The sequence below is a fragment of the Sphingomonas chungangi genome, from assembly GCF_013778325.1.
Classification (GTDB): Bacteria; Pseudomonadota; Alphaproteobacteria; order Sphingomonadales; family Sphingomonadaceae; genus Solisphingomonas; species Solisphingomonas chungangi.
Map to the genome: position 1 here is coordinate 297975 of NZ_JACEIB010000001.1, position 18548 is coordinate 316522.

At 68.9% G+C, this 18548-nt stretch carries 20 protein-coding genes; 6 read left to right on the forward strand and 14 right to left on the reverse strand.

Features of this window, described 5'->3' with window-relative positions; all coding sequences use genetic code 11:
* Window positions 1-11: 11 nt before the first annotated feature.
* Window positions 12-221, forward strand: coding sequence for a hypothetical protein (locus HZF05_RS01445; RefSeq protein WP_160364843.1), 210 nt, complete (start codon window positions 12-14; stop codon window positions 219-221).
* 27 nt (window positions 222-248) lie between these two features.
* On the forward strand, window positions 249-1001 hold the full coding sequence (locus HZF05_RS01450) for an isocitrate lyase/PEP mutase family protein (protein WP_160364844.1): 753 nt from the start codon (window positions 249-251) through the stop codon (window positions 999-1001).
* On the opposite strand, the gene HZF05_RS01455 is transcribed toward HZF05_RS01450, so the two are convergent.
* Entirely contained in the window at window positions 998-1951 is a 954-nt protein-coding gene (locus tag HZF05_RS01455; RefSeq protein ID WP_343046817.1) for a murein hydrolase activator EnvC family protein, read from the reverse strand. The two genes, HZF05_RS01450 and HZF05_RS01455, sit on opposite strands and share 4 nt — an antisense overlap.
* Here HZF05_RS01455 and HZF05_RS01460 point away from each other — a divergent pair.
* Window positions 1929-2276, forward strand: coding sequence for a hypothetical protein (locus HZF05_RS01460; protein ID WP_160364846.1), 348 nt, complete (start codon window positions 1929-1931; stop codon window positions 2274-2276). The two genes, HZF05_RS01455 and HZF05_RS01460, sit on opposite strands and share 23 nt — an antisense overlap.
* On the opposite strand, the gene HZF05_RS01465 is transcribed toward HZF05_RS01460, so the two are convergent.
* Genes HZF05_RS01465 through HZF05_RS01480 form a run of 4 tightly spaced genes read right to left on the reverse strand, consistent with a single transcriptional unit; the run spans window position 2261 to window position 5047 of the window.
* On the reverse strand, window positions 2261-2683 hold the full coding sequence (locus HZF05_RS01465) for a 23S rRNA (pseudouridine(1915)-N(3))-methyltransferase RlmH (RefSeq protein ID WP_160365229.1): 423 nt from the start codon (window positions 2681-2683) through the stop codon (window positions 2261-2263). The two genes, HZF05_RS01460 and HZF05_RS01465, sit on opposite strands and share 16 nt — an antisense overlap.
* Before the next feature lie 20 nt (window positions 2684-2703).
* Window positions 2704-3105, reverse strand: coding sequence for a ribosome silencing factor (gene rsfS / locus HZF05_RS01470; RefSeq protein ID WP_160364847.1), 402 nt, complete (start codon window positions 3103-3105; stop codon window positions 2704-2706).
* Window positions 3102-3773: a nicotinate-nucleotide adenylyltransferase gene (locus tag HZF05_RS01475; RefSeq protein ID WP_160364848.1), complete on the reverse strand. Its 672-nt coding sequence runs from the start codon at window positions 3771-3773 to the stop codon at window positions 3102-3104. The genes rsfS and HZF05_RS01475 overlap by 4 nt, the downstream gene beginning before the upstream one ends.
* Entirely contained in the window at window positions 3770-5047 is a 1278-nt protein-coding gene (locus tag HZF05_RS01480) for a glutamate-5-semialdehyde dehydrogenase (RefSeq protein ID WP_160364849.1), read from the reverse strand. Before HZF05_RS01480 ends, HZF05_RS01475 begins: the two co-directional genes overlap by 4 nt.
* A gap of 95 nt (window positions 5048-5142) precedes the next feature.
* Between HZF05_RS01480 and HZF05_RS01485 the strand changes: the two genes are divergently transcribed.
* Complete coding sequence (locus HZF05_RS01485) at window positions 5143-6258, forward strand: DUF3667 domain-containing protein (RefSeq protein WP_160364850.1); 1116 nt, start codon at window positions 5143-5145, stop codon at window positions 6256-6258.
* 1 nt (window position 6259) lies between these two features.
* Here HZF05_RS01485 and HZF05_RS01490 read toward each other — a convergent pair whose 3' ends face one another.
* From HZF05_RS01490 to HZF05_RS01530, 9 genes are all read right to left on the reverse strand, one after another.
* Window positions 6260-6835 (reverse strand): methyltransferase family protein, encoded by a 576-nt coding sequence (locus tag HZF05_RS01490; protein ID WP_160364851.1) that lies wholly within the window; start codon window positions 6833-6835, stop codon window positions 6260-6262.
* Between the two features lie 16 nt (window positions 6836-6851).
* Window positions 6852-7412 carry a hypothetical protein gene (locus HZF05_RS01495; protein ID WP_160364852.1) on the reverse strand — a complete coding sequence of 187 codons (561 nt, stop codon included), beginning with the start codon at window positions 7410-7412 and terminating at the stop codon, window positions 6852-6854.
* 78 nt (window positions 7413-7490) lie between these two features.
* Window positions 7491-9458, reverse strand: coding sequence for an ATP-dependent zinc metalloprotease FtsH (gene ftsH, locus HZF05_RS01500; RefSeq protein ID WP_160364853.1), 1968 nt, complete (start codon window positions 9456-9458; stop codon window positions 7491-7493).
* 69 nt (window positions 9459-9527) lie between these two features.
* Complete coding sequence (gene tilS, locus HZF05_RS01505) at window positions 9528-10613, reverse strand: tRNA lysidine(34) synthetase TilS (RefSeq protein WP_425505600.1); 1086 nt, start codon at window positions 10611-10613, stop codon at window positions 9528-9530.
* Window positions 10498-11487, reverse strand: coding sequence for a tetratricopeptide repeat protein (locus HZF05_RS01510; protein WP_160364855.1), 990 nt, complete (start codon window positions 11485-11487; stop codon window positions 10498-10500). The genes tilS and HZF05_RS01510 overlap by 116 nt, the downstream gene beginning before the upstream one ends.
* 70 nt (window positions 11488-11557) lie before the next feature.
* Window positions 11558-12553 carry a helix-turn-helix domain-containing protein gene (locus HZF05_RS01515; RefSeq protein ID WP_160364856.1) on the reverse strand — a complete coding sequence of 332 codons (996 nt, stop codon included), beginning with the start codon at window positions 12551-12553 and terminating at the stop codon, window positions 11558-11560.
* 158 nt (window positions 12554-12711) lie between these two features.
* Complete coding sequence (gene ptsP, locus HZF05_RS01520; RefSeq protein ID WP_160364857.1) at window positions 12712-15006, reverse strand: phosphoenolpyruvate--protein phosphotransferase; 2295 nt, start codon at window positions 15004-15006, stop codon at window positions 12712-12714.
* A 49-nt stretch (window positions 15007-15055) separates the two neighbouring features.
* Window positions 15056-15496 carry a CoA-binding protein gene (locus HZF05_RS01525; RefSeq protein ID WP_160364858.1) on the reverse strand — a complete coding sequence of 147 codons (441 nt, stop codon included), beginning with the start codon at window positions 15494-15496 and terminating at the stop codon, window positions 15056-15058.
* A gap of 32 nt (window positions 15497-15528) precedes the next feature.
* A complete protein-coding gene (locus tag HZF05_RS01530) occupies window positions 15529-16500 on the reverse strand; it encodes an Mrp/NBP35 family ATP-binding protein (RefSeq protein ID WP_160364859.1) in 972 nt (323 codons plus the stop codon).
* Here HZF05_RS01530 and hflK point away from each other — a divergent pair.
* Together hflK and hflC are read left to right on the forward strand one after the other, a co-directional pair.
* Window positions 16499-17635 carry a protease modulator HflK gene (gene hflK / locus HZF05_RS01535; protein WP_160364860.1) on the forward strand — a complete coding sequence of 379 codons (1137 nt, stop codon included), beginning with the start codon at window positions 16499-16501 and terminating at the stop codon, window positions 17633-17635. The genes HZF05_RS01530 and hflK overlap by 2 nt on opposite strands.
* A complete protein-coding gene (gene hflC, locus HZF05_RS01540; RefSeq protein ID WP_160364861.1) occupies window positions 17632-18486 on the forward strand; it encodes a protease modulator HflC in 855 nt (284 codons plus the stop codon). The genes hflK and hflC overlap by 4 nt, the downstream gene beginning before the upstream one ends.
* Window positions 18487-18548: the final 62 nt, after the last annotated feature.

Below are 18548 nucleotides of genomic sequence, written 5' to 3' on the forward strand. Positions count from 1 at the left end.
GTCCTTTGGATATGGGATTCGCAGTCTGCCTTGCCGCGAAGGATCACAGCCGCTGTCGGCCGGCGCGCGCGCCGATCGACGACGACATGGCCGGCCATGGCGGGGACTGCGCCGTCGCCGCGCCCGTGCTGGACGATCGGTTCGACGTCGACGCGGCGGATTCGCTCAGCCCGATCGAACAGGACGAGAAGGCGATAACAATCGTCATCGTCGCGACGTAAGACTCCCCCCGACAACGGGAGAGACTCATGCCGACCGTCGCCGAGACGCGCGCCGCCTTCCGCGCGCTGCACCAACAGGGCTTCTTCATCATCCCCAATGCGTGGGACGGCGGCAGCGCCGTCCGCCTCGCCCGGCTGGGCTTCAAGGCGATCGCCTCGACTAGCGCAGGCGCTGCCTGGGCGGAGGGGCGGCAGGATGGCGAGCTGAGCCTTGAAGACGTCCTCGCCCACCTGCGCATGCTCGTCGGCGCGACCGATCTGCCGGTCAACGCCGACTTCGAGAACGGCTTTGCCGACGATCCCGATGCGGTGGCGCGCAACGTCGCGCTGGCGGTGGACACCGGGGTGGCCGGCGTGTCGATCGAGGATTGGTCGGGCCACCACATGTATGATCTGGCGCATGCGGTCGATCGCATCGCGGCGGCGCGCGCGGCGATCGATGCCGTCGATCCGGCAGTGATGCTGATCGGCCGCAACGAGAATTTCCGGGTGCCGGAGATGAGCGCCGCCGACAGCATCGCGCGCGCCGTAGCCTATGCGGAAGCCGGGGCGGACTGCCTGTTCGTGCCCTTCATCCTCGATCCCGGTGCGGTGGCGGAGCTGGTCGCTGCGGTGGCGCCCAAACCGGTCAACGTCGTGATCCACGACTACGATGCGAGCGTCGCCGAGTTCGCCCGGATCGGGGTGCGCCGGTGCAGCGTCGGCGGCAGCCTGGCCGGGATCGTCTGGGAGGCGTTCGACGCGGCGGCGGCTCGGCTCAAGGTTTGCGAGCCGGCCTAGCCGGCCTGCGCCATCGCGACGATGTCGATCGGGCGGTTGCCATGCCTCAGCTCGGCGGTGACCCGTGCGTTTCGCGAAGCTCCGCCGCTGCCGATCGCGTCGCCCTGCGCGACATGCTGGCCGGCTCTCACGGCGATGCTGGCGAGGCCGGTCAGCGTCGTCGTCCAGCCGCCGCCATGGTCGATGATCACGACCTGCCCGTAACTGCGGAACGGCTTGGCGTAGACGATCGTGCCGGCGGCGGGGGCCACGATATCGGCGCCCGGCTGCGGCGCGACGGTCAGCCCGCGCGAGCGTACGCCGGCGGGCGAGACCTCGCCGTAGCCGGTCTCGACCCTGCCGGGGGTCGGCAGACGGTAGCGCGATGCGCGGCCGCTCGCCGGCATCGCGTCGCCCGCGCCGGCAGGGCGCATGTCCGGCCCGGCCAGGCGCTCCAGCCGGGCGCGGATGTCGCCGGCATCCTCGGCGCTCTGCATCCGGTCGGCGGCGTCGCGCGCCTCCTCGCCGAGGCCGAGCGCGCGCTGCTGCTCGTCGGCCGCCTGCTCGGCGAGGCGCTGGGACTTGCGGATCGCAGTCTGTTCGAGGCTCGCGAGCTCTCGCTGGCGCTGGGCGAGCAGCTTCTGGCTGGCTCCGAGCGCCGCGATCGCGCGCTCGGCATCGGTGCGCAGCTGGGTCTGCTTGTCGAGATCGGCGCGCAGGCCGGCGGTGCGAGCCTGGATCACCGGCAGCGTGTCGGCGAGCAGCAGGCGGACGTGGACGATGTCTTCGATCGATCCGGGCTGGGCGATCGCCAGTGCCGGGGGCCGCCGCGCCATCGTCTGGAGCGCGGCGGTGAGGTGCAGGATCGGCCCCTGCCTGTCAGCGATCTTCCGCCGCGCGATCTGCTGGAGGGAGGCGATCAGCTGGATCCGCGCCTGCGCGGCGGCGATGTCGGACTGGGCGGCCTGCACCTGCAATTGGAGCGCCTGCGCCTGCGCGCGCGCGGTCGGCCTGGTTGTCGGCGTCCTCGGCCGCCTGGTTGAGCGCCGCGGCGCGCGCCTCGGCATCGGCGGCCGCCTGTTTGGCCGCGACCAGTGCGACCTTGGCATCGTCGAGGCCGGGCGCCTGCGCGGGGGCGGGGGCGGTAAGCAGCAATGCGAGAGCCAGCCATGCACCGTTCGTCCTGAGCCTGTCGAAGGACGTGCCCTGGACGAAACCGCCGACAGCACGTCCTTCGACTTCGCTCAGGACGAACGGATGAGGGGGGCGCTGGAAGTCCATCACCCCTCGCGATGATAGGGATGACCGGCGAGGATGCTGGTCGCACGCCAGAGCTGTTCGGCGAGCATCGCGCGCGCCATCAGGTGCGGCCAGGTCGCCTTGCCGAAGGCGAGCAGCAGGTCGGCCTGGTCACGCGTCACCGCCTCATGGCCGTCCGCAGCGCCGAGCAGGAAGCGCGCCTCGCGCACGCCGTCGTCGCGCCAGCGGCCGAGGATCATAGCCAGTTCGCGAGAGGGCAGGTCGCGCCCGGTCTCGTCCAGCACCACCGTACGGGTGGCGGGCGCCATCTCAGGCACCCGCCCGCCGGTATCGGGCAACTCGCTGACCTTGGTCGGCCAGTTCACGCGCTTCAGGTACCGCTCCACCAGATCGGCCTCGGGTCCGCGCCCGATCCGCCCGCGGGCGACGATGTGGAGCAGCAATCCGTCCCCCGCGCGGCCGGTCAGGCGCCGGGCGGCGCGGGCGGGTTGGAGGGCGATGCGGTCGCGGCGCTCTCGTCGCCGAACGCCCACATCCGCTCCAGATTGTAGAAGCTGCGGACTTCCGGGCGGAACAGGTGGACGATCACGTCGCCTGCGTCGATCAGCACCCAGTCGGCGGCGGCGAGGCCTTCCATCTTGGGGCCCTGGCCGGTCTGCGCCTTGACCTTCTCGGCCAGCTTGGACGCCATCGAGGAGACCTGGCGGCTCGAGCGGCCCGACGCGATCACCATGTAATCGGCGATGGTCGACTTGCCGGCGAGCGGAATCGAGACGGTCTCGACCGCCTGATCGTCATCCAGCGACTGCAGGATGGTGGCATGAAGCGCCTGGGCTTCGGCAGAGGCAGCGGGGCCACCCGTCATGGAGCGGGCGGCGGCGGTAGGGGAAGGCAAGTATCCTCCGGGGGAACGGGCCGGCGCGTCACGCGGTCGCGCAGGGCCCTGGGGTGTCGGCGGCGATGCCAATCGGGATCGGCAGCCCGCCGGGCGGTGGCTGAAGTCGAATCGGGTACCGTGTGCAGCAGCACGAGCGCCGGCAAACTCCATCGCGTCCACCGTCTCGCGGTGCCGGGGGGATGGCCGTAACGGCCGAGCCAGCCCATCGCCACCGCGGATCGGGCGGATGCATCATATCCCGGTCGCGCGATCACGGCAATGGGAAGGGTGCGAGCAATCTGCCGCCACCGCTGCCAGCGATGGAATTGCGCGAGATTGTCCGCGCCCATCAACCAGATGAAGCGGTTGTGCGGGAAATGCCCGACCAGCTTGTGCAGCGTGTCGGCGGTGAAGCGGGTGCGCAGCGTCGTCTCGATCGCGGTGGGGACGATGGGCGCGTGGCGCGCCACGCGTTCTGCCGAGGCGAGCCGCGCGGAGAGTGGCGCCATTCCCTTCGCAGATTTGAGCGGGTTGCCGGGCGAGACCAGCCACCATACCTCGTCCAGCCCGAGCGCCTCCAGCGCGAACAGACTGATCCGGCGATGTCCCTCATGCGCCGGGTTGAACGATCCGCCGAGCAGGCCGATGCGCTTCAAGGCCGGATCTGGCCCGTCCCCAGCACCTGCCATTTGTAGGTGGTGAGGCCTTCGAGCGCGACTGGGCCACGGGCGTGAAGCCGGCCGGTGGAGATACCGATCTCGGCGCCGAGACCGAACTCGCCGCCGTCGGCGAACTGGGTGGAGGCGTTCCACATCACGATCGCCGAATCGACCTCGCCGAGGAAGCGCGCCGCGGCGGCCTCGTCCTCGGCGATGATCGCGTCGGTATGGTGCGAGGCGTGGGCGGCGATGTGGGCGATCGCGCCGTCCACGCCGCCGACGATTCGGACTGAACAGATTGCGTCGAGATATTCCGTGTCCCAATCTTCGTCGCTCGCCGCCGTGATGCGGGGATCGAGTACCTGTGCCTCCGCATCGCCCCGAAGGACGCAGCCGGCGTCGGCCAGCGCGGCGACCAGCGCCGCGCCATGCGGATAGGTCCGATCGATCAGCAAAGTCTCGGTCGCGCCGCAGACGCCGGTCCGGCGCAGCTTGGCGTTGACCACGATCGCTTCCGCCATGCTTTTGTCGGCGGAGGCATGGACGAAGCTGTGGTTGATCCCGTCGAGATGGGCGAGCACCGGCACCCGCGCCTCGTCCTGCACGCGCGCGACGAGGCCCTTGCCCCCGCGCGGCACGATGATGTCGACCAGACCCTGCGCGCGCAGCAGCGCGCCCACCGCCGCGCGATCGGTGGTCGGGATCATCTGCACGGCGTCGCGCGGCAGGCCGGCGCCCTCGATCCCGTCGGCGAGCGCGGCGTGGATCGCGGCGTTGCTCGCGCGCGCTTCCGATCCGCCACGCAGGACCGCGGCATTGCCCGCCATCAGCGCCAGCGCGCCGGCGTCCGCCGTGACGTTGGGGCGGCTCTCGTAGATGATGCCGACGACGCCCAGCGGCACGCGCACGCGGCGCAGGACAAGGCCGTTAGGCCGCGTCCGCTCGTCGACGAGGCCGCCGACCGGATCGTCGAGCCCTGCCACGGCCTCCAGAGCCGACGCGACGCCTTCGAGGCGCTCTTCGTCCAGCTGCAGACGGTCCTTCATCGCCGCCGTCATGCCGGAGGCATCGGCGCGGGCCATGTCGGCGGCATTGGCGGACAGGATCGGGGCCGAGCGCTCGCGCAGCAGCGCGGCGCTGCCGCGCAGCGCCTCGGCCTTGCGGGCGGTCGGCGCGCCGGCCAGCACCCGCGCGGCGTCGCGTGCGCGGCGACCCATGTCGCCGATCAGCGCGTCGGCGTCCTGCTCGGTGAGGGGGAGCGGCATGTCCATGGTCCGCGCGTAGCAGGAATCACGCGCGCCGGCACCCTCTCGACCCCTGCGCCGCGACGTGTATTATCTTGCTGCACCACAACGAGGGGTTGGTCGTGGGCGGAGCAGCGGACGGTATCGGCGACATCCTGACCGGAGGCATCGTCGCGCGCGAGGTGGATCGCGGCGGCGTGGCGAGCGGAGAGGCGGGGCACGACCCGCACGACGGCGCCGGCGGTGTCTGCCTCAATTGCGGCGCCACGCGCTCCGGGTCCTTCTGCCAGGATTGCGGACAGAGCGGGCATCTCCACCGCAACATGATGGGCCTCGTCCACGATATCCTGCACGGTGTCTTCCACTTCGAGGGCAAGTTCTGGAACACGCTGCCGATGCTGGCCTGGCATCCGGGCGACCTGACGCGCCGTTACGTCCATGGCGAGCGCGCCAAGTTCGTGACGCCGATGGCGATGTTCCTTTTCTCGGTCTTCCTGCTGTTCGCGGCGGTCAACCGGCTGACCATGCCGGACGTATCCGGCGCCGCCGCCGGCATGGCCAAGGCCAAGGTCGAGATGAACAAGGCGGCGCAGCAATCCGTCCAGAACCTTGCGAAATTGCAGAAGGATCGCGCCGACAAGCTCGCCGCCGATCCCAAGGCCGACACCACCGACATCGACAAGAAGATCAAGGCCGAGCAGGCTGACGTGCAGGCGATGAGCAACGTCGCGGCCCAACTGCCCGGCGCGGTTTCGACCGATGGCGGCCACGGCCTGCTCCACGGCGACGATGCCGAGTGGCACAGCGACATCCCCTGGCTCGATCGCCAGATCCACGGCGTCAACGAGAATGGCGCGCTCTACGCCTACAAGCTCAAGATGGCGTCCTACAAATATAGCTGGGCGCTGATCCCGATCTCACTGCCCTTCATCTGGCTGATGTTCTTCTGGCGGCGCGACGTCGGGATGTACGATCATGCCATCTTCGCGATCCACTCGCTGAGCTTCATGACCCTGCTGGCGGTGGGGTTGATCGGGCTGCACATCGTCGGGATCTCGTCGTCCTGGCTGTGGCTGGCGTGGCTGATCGTGCCGCCCGTCCACATGTACAAGCACCTGAAACATGCGTACGGCCTCGGCCGCTTCGGCGCGACGTGGCGCACCTTCACTCTGCTCACGATGACGGCGATCACCTGCTCGCTCTTCTTCGCCTTCCTGCTCTGGCTGGAGGCGGAGTGAGCTATTTCGGCAGCGGGACCAGCATTCGGGTGCGCGCGGCATAGGCGTCGTAGTCGGCGGCGCCGAGCTCCTGGCGGAGGAAGCGCTCCTCCTCCTTCGCCTTCACCGTCATGACGATCGTGAGCACCGCCGCACCGAACAACGCGATCGGGTGGGTCTCGATCAGCGCATAGCACCAGCCGGCCGCGATGAAGCCCGTGTAGATCGGATGGCGGGCGAGGCGATAGGGGCCGGTGTCGACCACCCTGTGCCCCTCGCGCAGCGTCAGCATGCCTGACCAGAGCTTGCCGAGATGCACGCGTGCCCACCAGGCGAAGGCGAAGGCCGCGATCTGTCCGGCGAGCAGCAGCCAGTCGATCACGGCCGGGTTGTGCCAGAGCAGCCAGCCGCTGCGGTGCCACGGATCGGAATGGTTCGCCGCGAAAAGTGCGGTGAAGCCGATCGCGAAACCGGCGAAATAGGCGAGGCGCTTGGCCCTGGGCGCGGTCGTTGTCGCCTTGGCGACCCACCAGGAAGCTGCCCACCAGCTGGCGATGAACAGCCACCAGGCGATGGTCGCGATGAAGCTGACGGTCATCGCATCAGCCTACCGCCTATTCGGCTGGGGCCCAATCGCCATCGGGGGTGGTGCACCACAGATGCGAGCTCGATTCGGTCGGGCCATCGTCGCTGTTGATCGTGGCGGAGACGTTGCGGCAGGCGTGGGTGCCATAGTCCCGGATGTCGCTCACCACGACATAGCCTTCCTCGCCGGCCTTGTGCCAGCGTACCGGCTCGCCGCGATCGAGCGCCTTGCGCGCGGCTCGATCGATGGCGCGCGCCATGCGATCGGAATCGCTCGGTGCTTCGTCGGTGTCGGGCGGCGGAGCATCCTGCTCGGCGACCATCGGCGGCGGCGGAAGCTGTACAGGCGGGATTTGCGCCTTCGGCGCCGGGGCGATCGGCGCGGGCTTTGCGACGAGGGGCGGTGAGGCCTGCTGCGCGATGACGCTGCTCTTGTCCGCGCCCAATGTCGGGACGGCATATCTGCCCTTGAACTCGCCTTGCGAGATCCACGCCGCGAGCAGCCCGATCAGCACGGCTGCGGCGAGCAACCCGCCCAGCCACAACACCCGGCGATCCCGCCCGATCGCGCGCCAGTTCGTCGTAGTCATCCGCCACGTTCTCCCGAAACGAAGAGGGCCGGCGCATCGCTGCACCGGCCCCCGGAATGATGCGAGGGATCGAACGCGTCAGGCGCCCTGCGGTGCCGGATTGCCCCATGCACCGCCGCCGGGGCGCTTGGACTTGGGGATGGACGAGCCGGTCGCCGGGCGCAGCTGCGGCGCGCGGGGCGCGAGATCGCGGCCGATATCCTCACCGTTCATCAGGCGCTTGGTTTCCTCGCCGGTGAGCGTCTCGAATTCGAGTAGCGCCTCGGTGACCCGATGCAGCGAATCGAGATTGTCGGTCAGCACCTTGCGCGCGGTGGCCTCGGCCTCCTCGATCAGGCGGCGGACCTCGCTGTCGATCAGGCGGGCGGTCTCCTCCGACATGTTCTGCGCGCGCGCGACCGAATGGCCGAGGAAAACTTCATCCTGGTTGTCGCGGTAGCGCAGCCAGCCGAGCTTTTCCGACATGCCATATTCCATCACCATCGCGCGGGCGAGGTTGGTCGCCTGCTGGATGTCGTTGGCGGCGCCGGTGTTGAGCTCATCATGCCCGTAGATCAGCTGCTCGGCGATGCGCCCGCCGAAGCAGAGGGCCAGCTTGCCCTTCATCGACTTCATCGTCTGGGTGAGCACGTCGCGCTCGGGCAGGTTCCAGGTCACGCCCAGCGCGCGGCCGCGCGGAATGATCGTCACCTTGTGGAGCGGATCGCAGCCCGGCACCACCAGCGAGACAATGGCATGGCCGGCCTCGTGGTACGCGGTGGACTTCTTCTCCTCCTCGGTCATCACCATCGATTTGCGGGCGGCGCCCATATAGACCTTGTCCTTCGCCTCCTCGAACTCGAGCATGGCGACGAGGCGCTTGGCCTTGCGCGCCGCGAGAAGTGCGGCCTCGTTGACGAGATTGGCGAGATCGGCGCCCGAGAAGCCCGGCGTGCCGCGCGCGATGGTGCGCGTATCGACGTCCGGCGCGGTCGGCACCTTCTTCATGTGGACTTCGAGGATCTTCACGCGGCCCTCGATATCCGGGCGCGGCACGACGACCTGGCGATCGAAGCGACCGGGACGGAGCAAGGCCGGATCGAGCACGTCGGGGCGGTTGGTCGCCGCGATGATGATGATACCTTCGTTGGCCTCGAAACCGTCCATCTCGACGAGGAGCTGGTTCAGTGTCTGCTCGCGCTCGTCGTTTCCGTTGCCGAGGCCGGCCCCGCGATGGCGGCCGACGGCGTCGATCTCGTCGATGAAGACGATGCAGGGCGCGTTCTTCTTGGCCTGCTCGAACATGTCGCGGACGCGGCTGGCGCCGACGCCGACGAACATCTCGACGAAGTCGGAACCAGAGATGGTGAAGAAGGGCACGCCCGCCTCACCCGCGATCGCGCGGGCGAGCAGGGTCTTGCCGGTGCCGGGCGAGCCGACCAGCAGCGCGCCCTTCGGGATCTTGCCGCCGAGCCGCGCGAAGCGGGACGGGTCCTTCAGGAACTCGACGATCTCCTCCAGCTCCTCGCGCGCTTCCTCGATCCCAGCGACGTCGTCGAAGGTGACGCGGCCATGCTTCTCGGTCAGCAGCTTGGCGCGGCTCTTGCCGAAGCCCATCGCGCCCGAGCCCGCATTCTTCTGCATCTGGCGCATCACGAAGAAGGCGATGCCGAGGATCAGCAGGAACGGCAGCGCCTGCAGCAGCAAAGCGACCCAGATCGAGCCCTGCTCCTCCGGCTTCACGCTGAACTTGATGCTCTTGCGCTGCAGGCGGTCGACCAGCTCGTTGTCGTTGGGCGAGATCGTACGGAAGCCCTGATCGCCGGCATATTTGCCGGTGATGACGTTGTCGGCGATCGTCACTTCCTTGACGCTGCCGTCGTCCACCTTGGAGAGGAATTCGGAATAGGGGATCGTCTGGCTGGCGCGGCTGTCGCCCATGCCGTTGTTGAACAGCGAGACGAACAGGAACAGCGCGCCGACGATGGCGAACACGACCAGCATGTTCTTCATCCAGGCATTGCCCCCGCCGCCGTTGCCCTGCGGGTCCTTGTCGTCGTTCTGCATGTCCGATCCCTAGTAAGGTCGCCCGATTATGTAGGATCGGACGGGTTAATGGCAATGGAACAACGTCGATCAGACCGATCGACGGGGCGGAGCGGCGCGGAAGGTCCAGATCGGCCCGCCTTTCGCCAGCACCGGGCCAAGCATGCCGGTGCCTCCGGCGGCCAGCGTGGCCATCAGCCGATCGAGGCCTGGACCGTCCGGATGCGCATCGAAATGCCCGGAAAACATACGTCGTAACCCCCTGCGAACGATTTCGCGGGGGGCACCGCCGGGAGTGAGCTCGACTCCCACTTCCGTCACGGAAAGCGCATCGATGAGGAAGCGCCCGGTCAGGGCCTCCAGCGCCTCGTCGGCGTCGCGCAGATGGCCGGCGCTCGACGAAAATCGAATCGGATCGAGCCAGGGAGTGGCAGCGAGCAGCGCGCGGGCGGCGGTGCGATCGAATCGGTCGCTGTAGTTGGAGGGATCGCGCGCCGGCTCAATCCCGGCCACCGTGACGATCGCCTCCAGCTCCACCTTGCGCCAGCCGAGCAAGGGGCGGACGAGAAGCGGGCCGGAAGGATCAGTCTCGTCCAGCGGTCGAACCGGCCGGATGCCGGTGAGACCCGACAGGCCAGCGCCGCGCGACAGGCGCATCAGCATCGTCTCGGCCTGGTCGTCGGCATGGTGCGCGGTGAGGATGGCGGCGAGGCCTTCGCGACGTGCCCAGTCGCCGAGCGCCGCATAGCGCGCGCGACGGGCCTCGCCTTGCAGTCCGTCGCCGCCGTCGCGGACCGAGACCTTCATGATCTCATGCGGCACGCCCAGCCATCGGGCCGCCGCACCGGCGGTCTCGGCCTCCGACGCACTGTCGGCGCGCAGTCCGTGATCGACCGTCATCGCCTTTACGGGGCCGATCGCAGCCGCGAGCAGCAGCAAGGCGAGGCTGTCCGGTCCGCCCGAGAGGGCGATGCCCGTTCGAAATTCTCCCTCTGACGGGGGAGGGTCTGGGGAGATCAGCCGTCCTAGATCTCGCTCGAACCGGTCCAGGAGCGCCGGATCAGGCGCCGCACTTGGCATCCGTCTGCGCCTGCTTGACGCGCGCCTTGAGCGCCGGCGCGGCTGTGGCGCCATAGACGTCGTCGAACTCGCCATAGGCCTGGCAGGCCTCGGCATTCTTCTTCAGCTGCTGGAGCGTCTGGCCGAGATAATAGAGGCTGTCGGGCGCCCGCTCGCCGCGCGGGAACTGCTTGTAGCTGGCGTAGAAGGCCTTGGCCGCCTCGCTGAGCTGGCCGTCGTCGAGATAGGCGCGGCCGAGCAGATTCTGCGCGTAGCTCGCGCGCTTGTGCTTGGGATATTTGGCGGCGACCTGCTTCAGCTGCGTCTCGGCATCGGCATAGCGCTTCTGCGTCCATAGCGTGTAGCCCAGCATATACTGGTCCTCGGCCGGATCGCCCGTCTTGGTGAGCACGGGCATAGCGGCTGGACCGGTAGCGGACGGAGGGGCCTGATTGCCGGATTCGTCGCTCATGGTCGGCGCCGGCGTGCCCGACACCGGCTTGCGGCCCTTGGGGCCGAAGGGGGGGGCGGCGTTGGGATCGGAGGTCGAAACCGTCGCGGCCGGCGGCGGGCCGGCATCCACCATTCCGCCCTGGGCCGGCGAGGGCGGCGCGCCATGGCCTTCCAGCGCGTTCAGGCGATAATCGGTGTCGCCCTTCATCTTGCTGTAATTCTGCTCCAGCACGTCGAGGCGGTGGCCGTTCTCCTCGGCTTGGTTGGTGAACTGCTGGACCTGTTGTTCCAACGCCGACACGCGTTGCGACAGATCGCTTACCGCCGAGCTGGCGGGCGAGCCGGCATCGGGCGGGGGCGCTGCCTGCGGCGTGATCTGCGGATCGAAGTAATCGGGATTGGCGCCTGGGAAGACCTTGCGCTGAACCGCGCGCATCTCATGCTCGAGCTTGTCGACGCGGCCGGGGATCGACTGGTCCTGGGCGAGCGCGGGCGCGGCGGTGCCGGCGAGGAGAAGGGCGATGAACGCCAGGCGCATGGGGTTTGATCCTGTGCTGATGGTCGTGACGCATCCTATCCGAAATCGCGGCTGTCGCCACGATGAAGCGTCAGGGTTGCGGCGTGGTCGTTGTCGTATTGGCGGCGTTGGTAGGCTCGGTGGTAGCACGGAACGCGGCTGGTACGCTGGTATCCGTCGCGGCCGGCGGCGGTGCGGCGACCGGCCTGCGCGGTGTTGGCTTTGGCGCGCTCGCCATCGCGGGCGGCATGGCGACGGGCTGGGCCGGGGCCGGGCGTGCGGTCAGCGGGGCCGCCTTGAGGCTGACGTTCGATATGGTATGCGCCGGTTCGCCGAGCGGCGCGACCGGCTGGCCGCCGACGGTGACGGCCAGGCCTTCGGGGCGGCCGGTCCTGATCACGGGATCGCCGGCGGTCGGCGGCACGTCCCAATTCTGGCCCTGCTTGAGCACGCCGGTGTAGAGGCGCGTGCCGGAGGCCTTGTCGGTCACCTCGAACCATGTGTCCTGCGTCGCGGTCAGGCGGACCGCACCACCGATCGGTGCCGCCGGCTTGGGTGCGGCCTGCCGACCGGGTGGCGGTGAGGCGGGCGAACCGCTCGTGCCGATCGGTTCACCGCCGGCGGCAAGCTGCGCACGCTGGTCGGCGCCCTCGCCGGTCAGGATGCCGCTGCGCCAGATGCCGTAGCCCGCCACCAGCAGGATCGCGATCGCCAGCGCCACGAAGGCGAGCAGGCGCGGCGGCAGGCGCACGGGATCGGCAGGTTCATAGGGCTCGTAGGCAATGCGCGGAGAAGCCTGCGCGGCCGCGGCGAACTCGGCGCGGAACTGTTGGCTCGCTTCCATCGGATCGAGGTCGACCGCGCGCGCGTAGGATTTGACGAAGCCCGCACTGTAGGGAGCGGCCGGAAGGCCTTCGAGCCGGCCCTCCTCGATCTGGACGAGGTGGCGCACGGGAACACGCGTCTGCCGGGCGATGTCGTCGAGCGTCTGGCCGCGCGCTTCACGCGCCGCGCGCAGCCGCCCGCCCACCGTCGTCGGCACGTCCGCCGCCGGGGCCTCCGCCGCCCGCTCGCCCGCTTCGTCCATCATGTCTCCCCGCTGGGCCACAGCCCCGAAAGCAACGCAGATCAAACCTGAACGATGTTACGCAACAGGCTCGGCCCAATGTCAAATGCCTGCACGGCGACGATGACAATCCTGCGATCGATCGTGCGAACGGCACGGATGGCCCGAATCGTCATCGCTCAGTCGAGGGCGACGCCGTTTCCGATCGCCCAGGCCTCGATCCGCTGGCGCAGGTCGCGCGGCGCCTCGTCAAGCAGCGTCGGGATGACATCGCGCAGCGCGCCGATATCGAGCGAGCGGATCATCGCCTTCACCGGCCCGATCGCCGCAGGCGTGATCGACAGCCGGTCGATGCCGAGCCCGAGCAGCGCCATCGCCTCCAGCGGCCGGCCGCCCATCTCGCCGCACACGCCGACCGGCACGCCTGCCTCGCGGCATGTCCGCGACACCCGCGCGAGGAAGCGCAGGATCGCGGGCGAGAGCCAGTCGTAGCGATCGGCCAGCTTGGGATTGCCGCGATCGGCCGCGAACAGGAACTGGGTCAGGTCGTTGGTGCCGATCGACAGGAAATCGAGGCGCGGTAGCAGCTGGTCGAGCATCTCGGCGAGCGCCGGCACCTCCAGCATCGCGCCGTAGCGCACCGCGCCCGGCCCAAGCTTGCCGCGATCCGCCAGCCACTTGCGCTGCTGCTCGACGAGATCGCGCGCCGCCTCATATTCCCACGGCTCCGACACCATCGGAAACATGACGTGGAGCGTGCGACCGGCCGATGCTTCCAGCAGCGCGCGGGCCTGCGCCTTCATCAGCGCGTCGCGTTCCAGCGCGAGGCGCAGCGCGCGCCAGCCCATCGCCGGATTTTCCTCGCCGCCCGCCTCGTCCTCCGGCCCCTTCATGTAGGGCAAGGCCTTGTCGCCGCCGATGTCGACGGTGCGGAAGATCACCGGGCGGTCGCCGGCCGCGTCCATCACATCCTTGTAGAGCCGCTGCTGGCGCTCGCGCTGCGGAAGCGTCGCGGAGACGAGGAACTGGAACTCGGTGCGGAACAGCCCGATGCCGTCGGCACCGGTCGTCTCGAGTGCGGCCACGTCGTCGCGCAGGCCGGCATTCATCATCAGTTGCACCCGCACGCCATCCTTGGACAGCGCCGGCTGGTCTCGTAGCGCGGCGAATTCGGCGCGGCGCCTTTGCGTGACCGAGAGCTTGGCCTCGAACGCCTCTTCCATCGTGGCGGTAGGCCTAACCACGACACGTTGCTGGCTGGTGTCCAGCAGCAGCAGGTCGCCTTCCGCGACCATGTGGCGTACATCCTTGGTGCGCCCCATCACGGGCACGCCCATCGCGCGCGCGACAATGGTGACGTGCGCCGTGAGCGAGCCTTCCTCCAGCACCACGCCCTTCAGGCGGCGGCGATCATATTCGAGCAGTTCGGCGGGGCCGAGGTTGCGCGCGATCAGGATCGAATCCTGCCGCAGCCCCATCTGCGCCGCGGTGCCGAGCTGGCCCGAGACGATGCGCAGCAGCCGGTTGGAGAGATCCTCCAGATCGTGCATCCGGTCGGCGAGCAGCGGATCGGAAATCTCGCGCATCCGCATCCGCTGGCGCTGCTGCACCCGTTCGATCGCCGCTTCCGCCGTCAGGCCGGAGCTGATCGCCTCGTTGATCCGGCGGCTCCAGCCCTCGTCATAGGCGAACATCTTGTAGGTCTCGAGCACCTCCTGATGCTCGCCGGCCATGCCGAACTCGGCCTGGCTGGTCATCCGCTCGATGGATTCGCGCATCTGGCGGAAGGCGGAATAGACGCGCTGGCGCTCGACCTCGACATCCTCGGCGACGGTATGCTCGACGATCACGCGGGGCTGGTGGAAGACGGCGTGGCCGCGCGCCATGCCGTCGACCAGCTTGAGGCCGGTGAGCTGCGCGGGGCCATTATCTCGCGCGCCCGCGCCGCCACCGCTGCTCTCGTCGATCAGACCGGCGGCGGCGATCAGCTCGGCGAGCACCATCGCGACGGTCTGCAGCGCCTCGATCTCGACATCGTCGTAGCGGCGGCTGGCCTCGTGCTGGACGCAGAGCACGCCCACTGCCCGCTCGCGTCGCACGATCGGCACGCCGGCGAAGCTGTGATACAGTTCTTCGCCCGTCTCCGGCTTGTAGGCGAACTCCGGGTGGCTGGTCGCCTCGTCGAGATTGAGCGTCTCGACATGTTTGGCGATCGTGCCGACCAGCCCTTCGCCCAAGGCCAGCTTGGTGACGTGAACGGCGTCCTGGTGGAGGCCTTGCGTCGCGAACAGCTCCAGCACGCCGTCACGCAGCAGGTAGATCGAGCAAACCTCGCTGGCGGTCGCCTCGGCGATGATCTTCACGACATTGTTGAGCTTGGCCTGCGCGTTCGTGCGCCCCGCCATCACGTCGTGCAGCCGCGTCAGGATCTCGCGGGCGGCGGTGGCGGCGGGGGTCGGGGCGGGAACGGCCATGGATGCCAGCGCTATCAGATGAAAGCGTGCGCGGCCAAGGCCGATATTCTCAGGTCGCCGCCGGTTCGATCCGTTCGATGCCGAGACGGGGGATCTCGATCGCCGGACAGCGGTCCATCACCACCTTGAGCCCCGCGGCCTCGGCGCGGGCGGCGGCGGCCTCGTTGACCACGCCAAGTTGCATCCACACCGCCTTCGCGCCCACCGCGATCGCCTGGTCGACCGCCGCGCCGGCCGCCGCCGAATTGCGGAAGATGTCGACCATGTCGATCGGCTCGCCGATCTGCGCCAGTTCGCGCCAGACATATTCGCCATGGACATGCTCGCCCGTAATCTGCGGATTGACCGGGAACACGCGATAGCCGTGGGTCTGCAACGTCTGCATAACGCCGTAACTCGGGCGGCTGGGCCTGTCGGATATGCCGACCAACGCGACGGTGCGCGTCTCGCGGAGCAGTCGGGCGATGTCGGCGTCGGACGTGAGGGGCATGACGGGTCTCCTCGTTGTGCGAGGATAAATGGTCAGCGGCGCGTCGCGTTCAATCCGGCCGCCACTTTCTCCGCTATGTCGAGGAAGGGGCGCGCCGCTTTCTCTTCTCCGGCCGCCGGCGGCTCGCCTGCGTCGGACGCACGGCGGATGGCGATATCGAGCGGCACGCGGCCGAGGAAGGGAATGCCCAGCCGTGCCGCCTCCGCCTCCGCGCCGCCGTTGCCGAACGGGTCCGAGACCTCGCCGCAATGCGGACAGACATAGCCCGCCATGTTCTCGACGAGGCCGAGGATCGGGATGCCGGCGGTGTTGAACAGGTCGATCGCGCGCAAAGCGTCGATCAGGGCCAAATCCTGCGGGGTAGAGACGACCACGGCGCCCGCCGGCCGGTGCTTCTGGATCATCGAGAGCTGAACGTCGCCGGTGCCGGGCGGCAGGTCCACCACCAAAGTATCGACATGCTCCCACCGCGCATCGACCAGCTGGCCGAGCGCGCCCGACGCCATCGGCCCGCGCCACGCCAGCGCCTTTTCCGGCGCGACGAGCTGGCCCATCGACAGCATCGGCACGCCGAAACGGGTCATGATCGGTAGCAGCTGCTTGTCGTGCGCCATCGGCCTTTCGCCCTCGGCCGCCATCAGGCGCGGCTGCGAGGGGCCGTATATGTCGGCATCGACCAGCCCTGTGCGATGACCGAGCCGCTTGAGCGCGATGGCGAGGTTGGCGGACAGTGTCGACTTGCCGACACCGCCCTTGCCCGATCCCACCGCGATCAGCTGTCGCTCGGTCTTCTCGGCGGTCTGGACGATACGCACCTCGCGCACCCCGGCGACGGCGATCAGACGCCCGCGCACCTCGGCCTCGAGCGCCTCGCGTGCGGGCGCGCCGAGGCCGGTCACGTCGAGGATCACGCTCGCGACGCCGTCCGAAAGGCGCGGCGGGGCGATGCGGCGGGCTTCGGGCAAAGCGAAGAGCGCGGCGGCGAGAGGGAAGGAGTCGGTCATGTCGGCGCCGCGCTTAGGCGCCCGGCGTGCGCATGGCACTATTTTTCCGCAGGTTCGCCCCTATAATGGCTCGATGACCGAACGAGAGCGCGATGCGCTGACCGTGCTGAACGAGGAAGGCCCGTGGGGTCCGGGCGAGGACAAGACGCCCGGCGGTCGCAAGGGCGAGCCGCGCAATCCATGGCTCCAGCCGCCGCGCCGCAAGCCGCGAGGACCGAAGACCGAGGGCGGCCAGCCATCGCTGGAAGAATTGATCCGCCGCGGGCGTGATCGCTTCGCCGGCCTGCCTGGCGGCGGCCGGCCGATCTGGGGCTATGCGCTGGTCGCCTTTGTCGCGCTGTGGCTGATCTCGACCAGCCTGCACCGTATCGGGCCTGACGATCGCGGTGTCATCACCCGTTTCGGCCGCTACGCCGGCATCCTCAAGCCCGGCCTCGGCGTCACCTTCCCGGCGCCCGTGGACGTCGTCACGCCCATCAATGTCGAGGAGCGACGCAGCTTCGACGTGCCCGCCTCGGGCGGCGCCAATCTGCTGCTCACCCGCGGCCAGGATCTCGTGAACCTGACCTATACGGTGAACTGGTCGGTGCGCGACCCGGATCTCTATCTCTTCAATCTGCCGGGCGCGCCGGAGGACCTGATCCGCAACGCCGCACAGGCGGCTATGCGCGAGGCGGTGGCGGCGATCACGCTGGATCAGGTGACCGGCGTCGGCCAGGCGGACCTCGCCGCGCGCGTCACCGCGCGGACGCAGGATCTGCTCGATCGCTATCATGCCGGCGTGCTGGTGCAGGGCGTCACCATCCGCCAGGCGGCGCTGCCCGATCAGCTCGACGGCGCCGTCAAGGCGATCGCCGATGCGCGATCGGATGCCGCCGCCAATGCCGACAAGGCCCGGAACGAGGCCTCCAAGAAGATCGCCGATGCGCGGGCGCAGACCGAGATCTTCGACGAGGTCTACGATGCCTACAAGGCGTCCCCGCAGGTGATCCGTTCGCGCATGTATTACGACACGATGGAAGCGATCCTGTCAAAGAGCAGCAAGGTGATCGTCGACGCGCCCAACGCCACGGTGCAGGTGCAGCCGGTGGCGCCCAGGAAACAGCCCCAGCCGCAGCAGGGAGTGGGGCAATGACGGTCGCACGCCTGCTCCGCAGCCCGATCGGCTGGGCGATCCTGCTGATCCTGCTGGTGCTGGCCGCCGCCAGCGTCTTCACCACAGTGGGCGAGACGCAGCAGGCGGTGATCGTCCGCATGGGCGTGCCGCGCGCAGTGGTGAACCTCTATCGCGCCGACGAGCGCTTCGGCCAGACCGGCGCCGGGCTGATCGCGCGCCTGCCGCTGCTCGATCAGGTGTTCTTCGTCGACAAGCGCGTGCAGATGCTGGAACTGGACGGGCAGCCGATCCAGACGGCCGACGGCGGATCGATCGCGGCGGATGCCTATGCGCGCTATCGCGTCGTCGATCCTGCGCTCTTCTACACCGCCACCCACGGCGACGCGCGGGTCTTCGGCGATACGGTGAAGCCGGTGCTGGGCACGGCGCTGCGTTCCGCGCTTGGTGCGCTTCCCGTGTCCCAGCTGCTTGTGCCCGAGCGGATTCCCGCGATGCGCATGGTGCGCGACCGGCTGGATCAGGCGACCCGGCGATTCGGCGTGCGGGTGAGCGAGGTGCGGCTGGCTCGCACCATTCTCCCGGAGGGCGCGGCGCTCGACAATGCGATCGGCCGGATGCGCACCGATCGCGAGCAGCAGGCGGACGCGATCCGTGCCGACGGTCAGGCCGAGATCGCGCATATTCGCGCGGACGGCGAGGCGCAGGCTGCCAAGATGTATGCCGATGCCTTCGGCCAGGATCCGGATTTCTACGATTTTTACCGGGCCATGCAGTCCTATCAGAAGACACTGGCGGACGGATCGACGCAGATGATCCTGTCGCCGAACAGCGAATATTTCCGCCAGTTCCGCACCGGCGGGAAACAGTGAGCATCGCCGGCCGTTCAAACCGCGTTCAGGCGGGCGCCCGCAGCCTTGGCTGCGCCCGTTTC

Bases quoted from the DNA above. Each gene is read 5' to 3' on its own strand.
- ptsP (WP_160364857.1), bottom strand. From the start codon at position 15,006: ATGGCCGTTCCCGCCCCGACCCCCGCCGCCACCGCCGCCCGCGAGATC.
- HZF05_RS01450 (WP_160364844.1), top strand. From the start codon at position 249: ATGCCGACCGTCGCCGAGACGCGCGCCGCCTTCCGCGCGCTGCACCAA.
- hflC (WP_160364861.1), top strand. From the start codon at position 17,632: ATGACGGTCGCACGCCTGCTCCGCAGCCCGATCGGCTGGGCGATCCTG.
- HZF05_RS01530 (WP_160364859.1), bottom strand. From the start codon at position 16,500: ATGACCGACTCCTTCCCTCTCGCCGCCGCGCTCTTCGCTTTGCCCGAA.
- HZF05_RS01445 (WP_160364843.1), top strand. From the start codon at position 12: ATGGGATTCGCAGTCTGCCTTGCCGCGAAGGATCACAGCCGCTGTCGG.
- HZF05_RS01460 (WP_160364846.1), top strand. From the start codon at position 1,929: ATGTCGGACTGGGCGGCCTGCACCTGCAATTGGAGCGCCTGCGCCTGC.
- HZF05_RS01480 (WP_160364849.1), bottom strand. From the start codon at position 5,047: ATGGACATGCCGCTCCCCCTCACCGAGCAGGACGCCGACGCGCTGATC.
- HZF05_RS01495 (WP_160364852.1), bottom strand. From the start codon at position 7,412: ATGACTACGACGAACTGGCGCGCGATCGGGCGGGATCGCCGGGTGTTG.
- ftsH (WP_160364853.1), bottom strand. From the start codon at position 9,458: ATGCAGAACGACGACAAGGACCCGCAGGGCAACGGCGGCGGGGGCAAT.
- tilS (WP_425505600.1), bottom strand. From the start codon at position 10,613: ATGCCGAGGCCTGCCAGGCCTATGGCGAGTTCGACGACGTCTATGGCG.
- HZF05_RS01515 (WP_160364856.1), bottom strand. From the start codon at position 12,553: ATGGACGAAGCGGGCGAGCGGGCGGCGGAGGCCCCGGCGGCGGACGTG.
- HZF05_RS01525 (WP_160364858.1), bottom strand. From the start codon at position 15,496: ATGCCCCTCACGTCCGACGCCGACATCGCCCGACTGCTCCGCGAGACG.
- HZF05_RS01510 (WP_160364855.1), bottom strand. From the start codon at position 11,487: ATGCGCCTGGCGTTCATCGCCCTTCTCCTCGCCGGCACCGCCGCGCCC.
- hflK (WP_160364860.1), top strand. From the start codon at position 16,499: ATGTCGGCGCCGCGCTTAGGCGCCCGGCGTGCGCATGGCACTATTTTT.
- rsfS (WP_160364847.1), bottom strand. From the start codon at position 3,105: ATGACGGGTGGCCCCGCTGCCTCTGCCGAAGCCCAGGCGCTTCATGCC.
- HZF05_RS01490 (WP_160364851.1), bottom strand. From the start codon at position 6,835: ATGACCGTCAGCTTCATCGCGACCATCGCCTGGTGGCTGTTCATCGCC.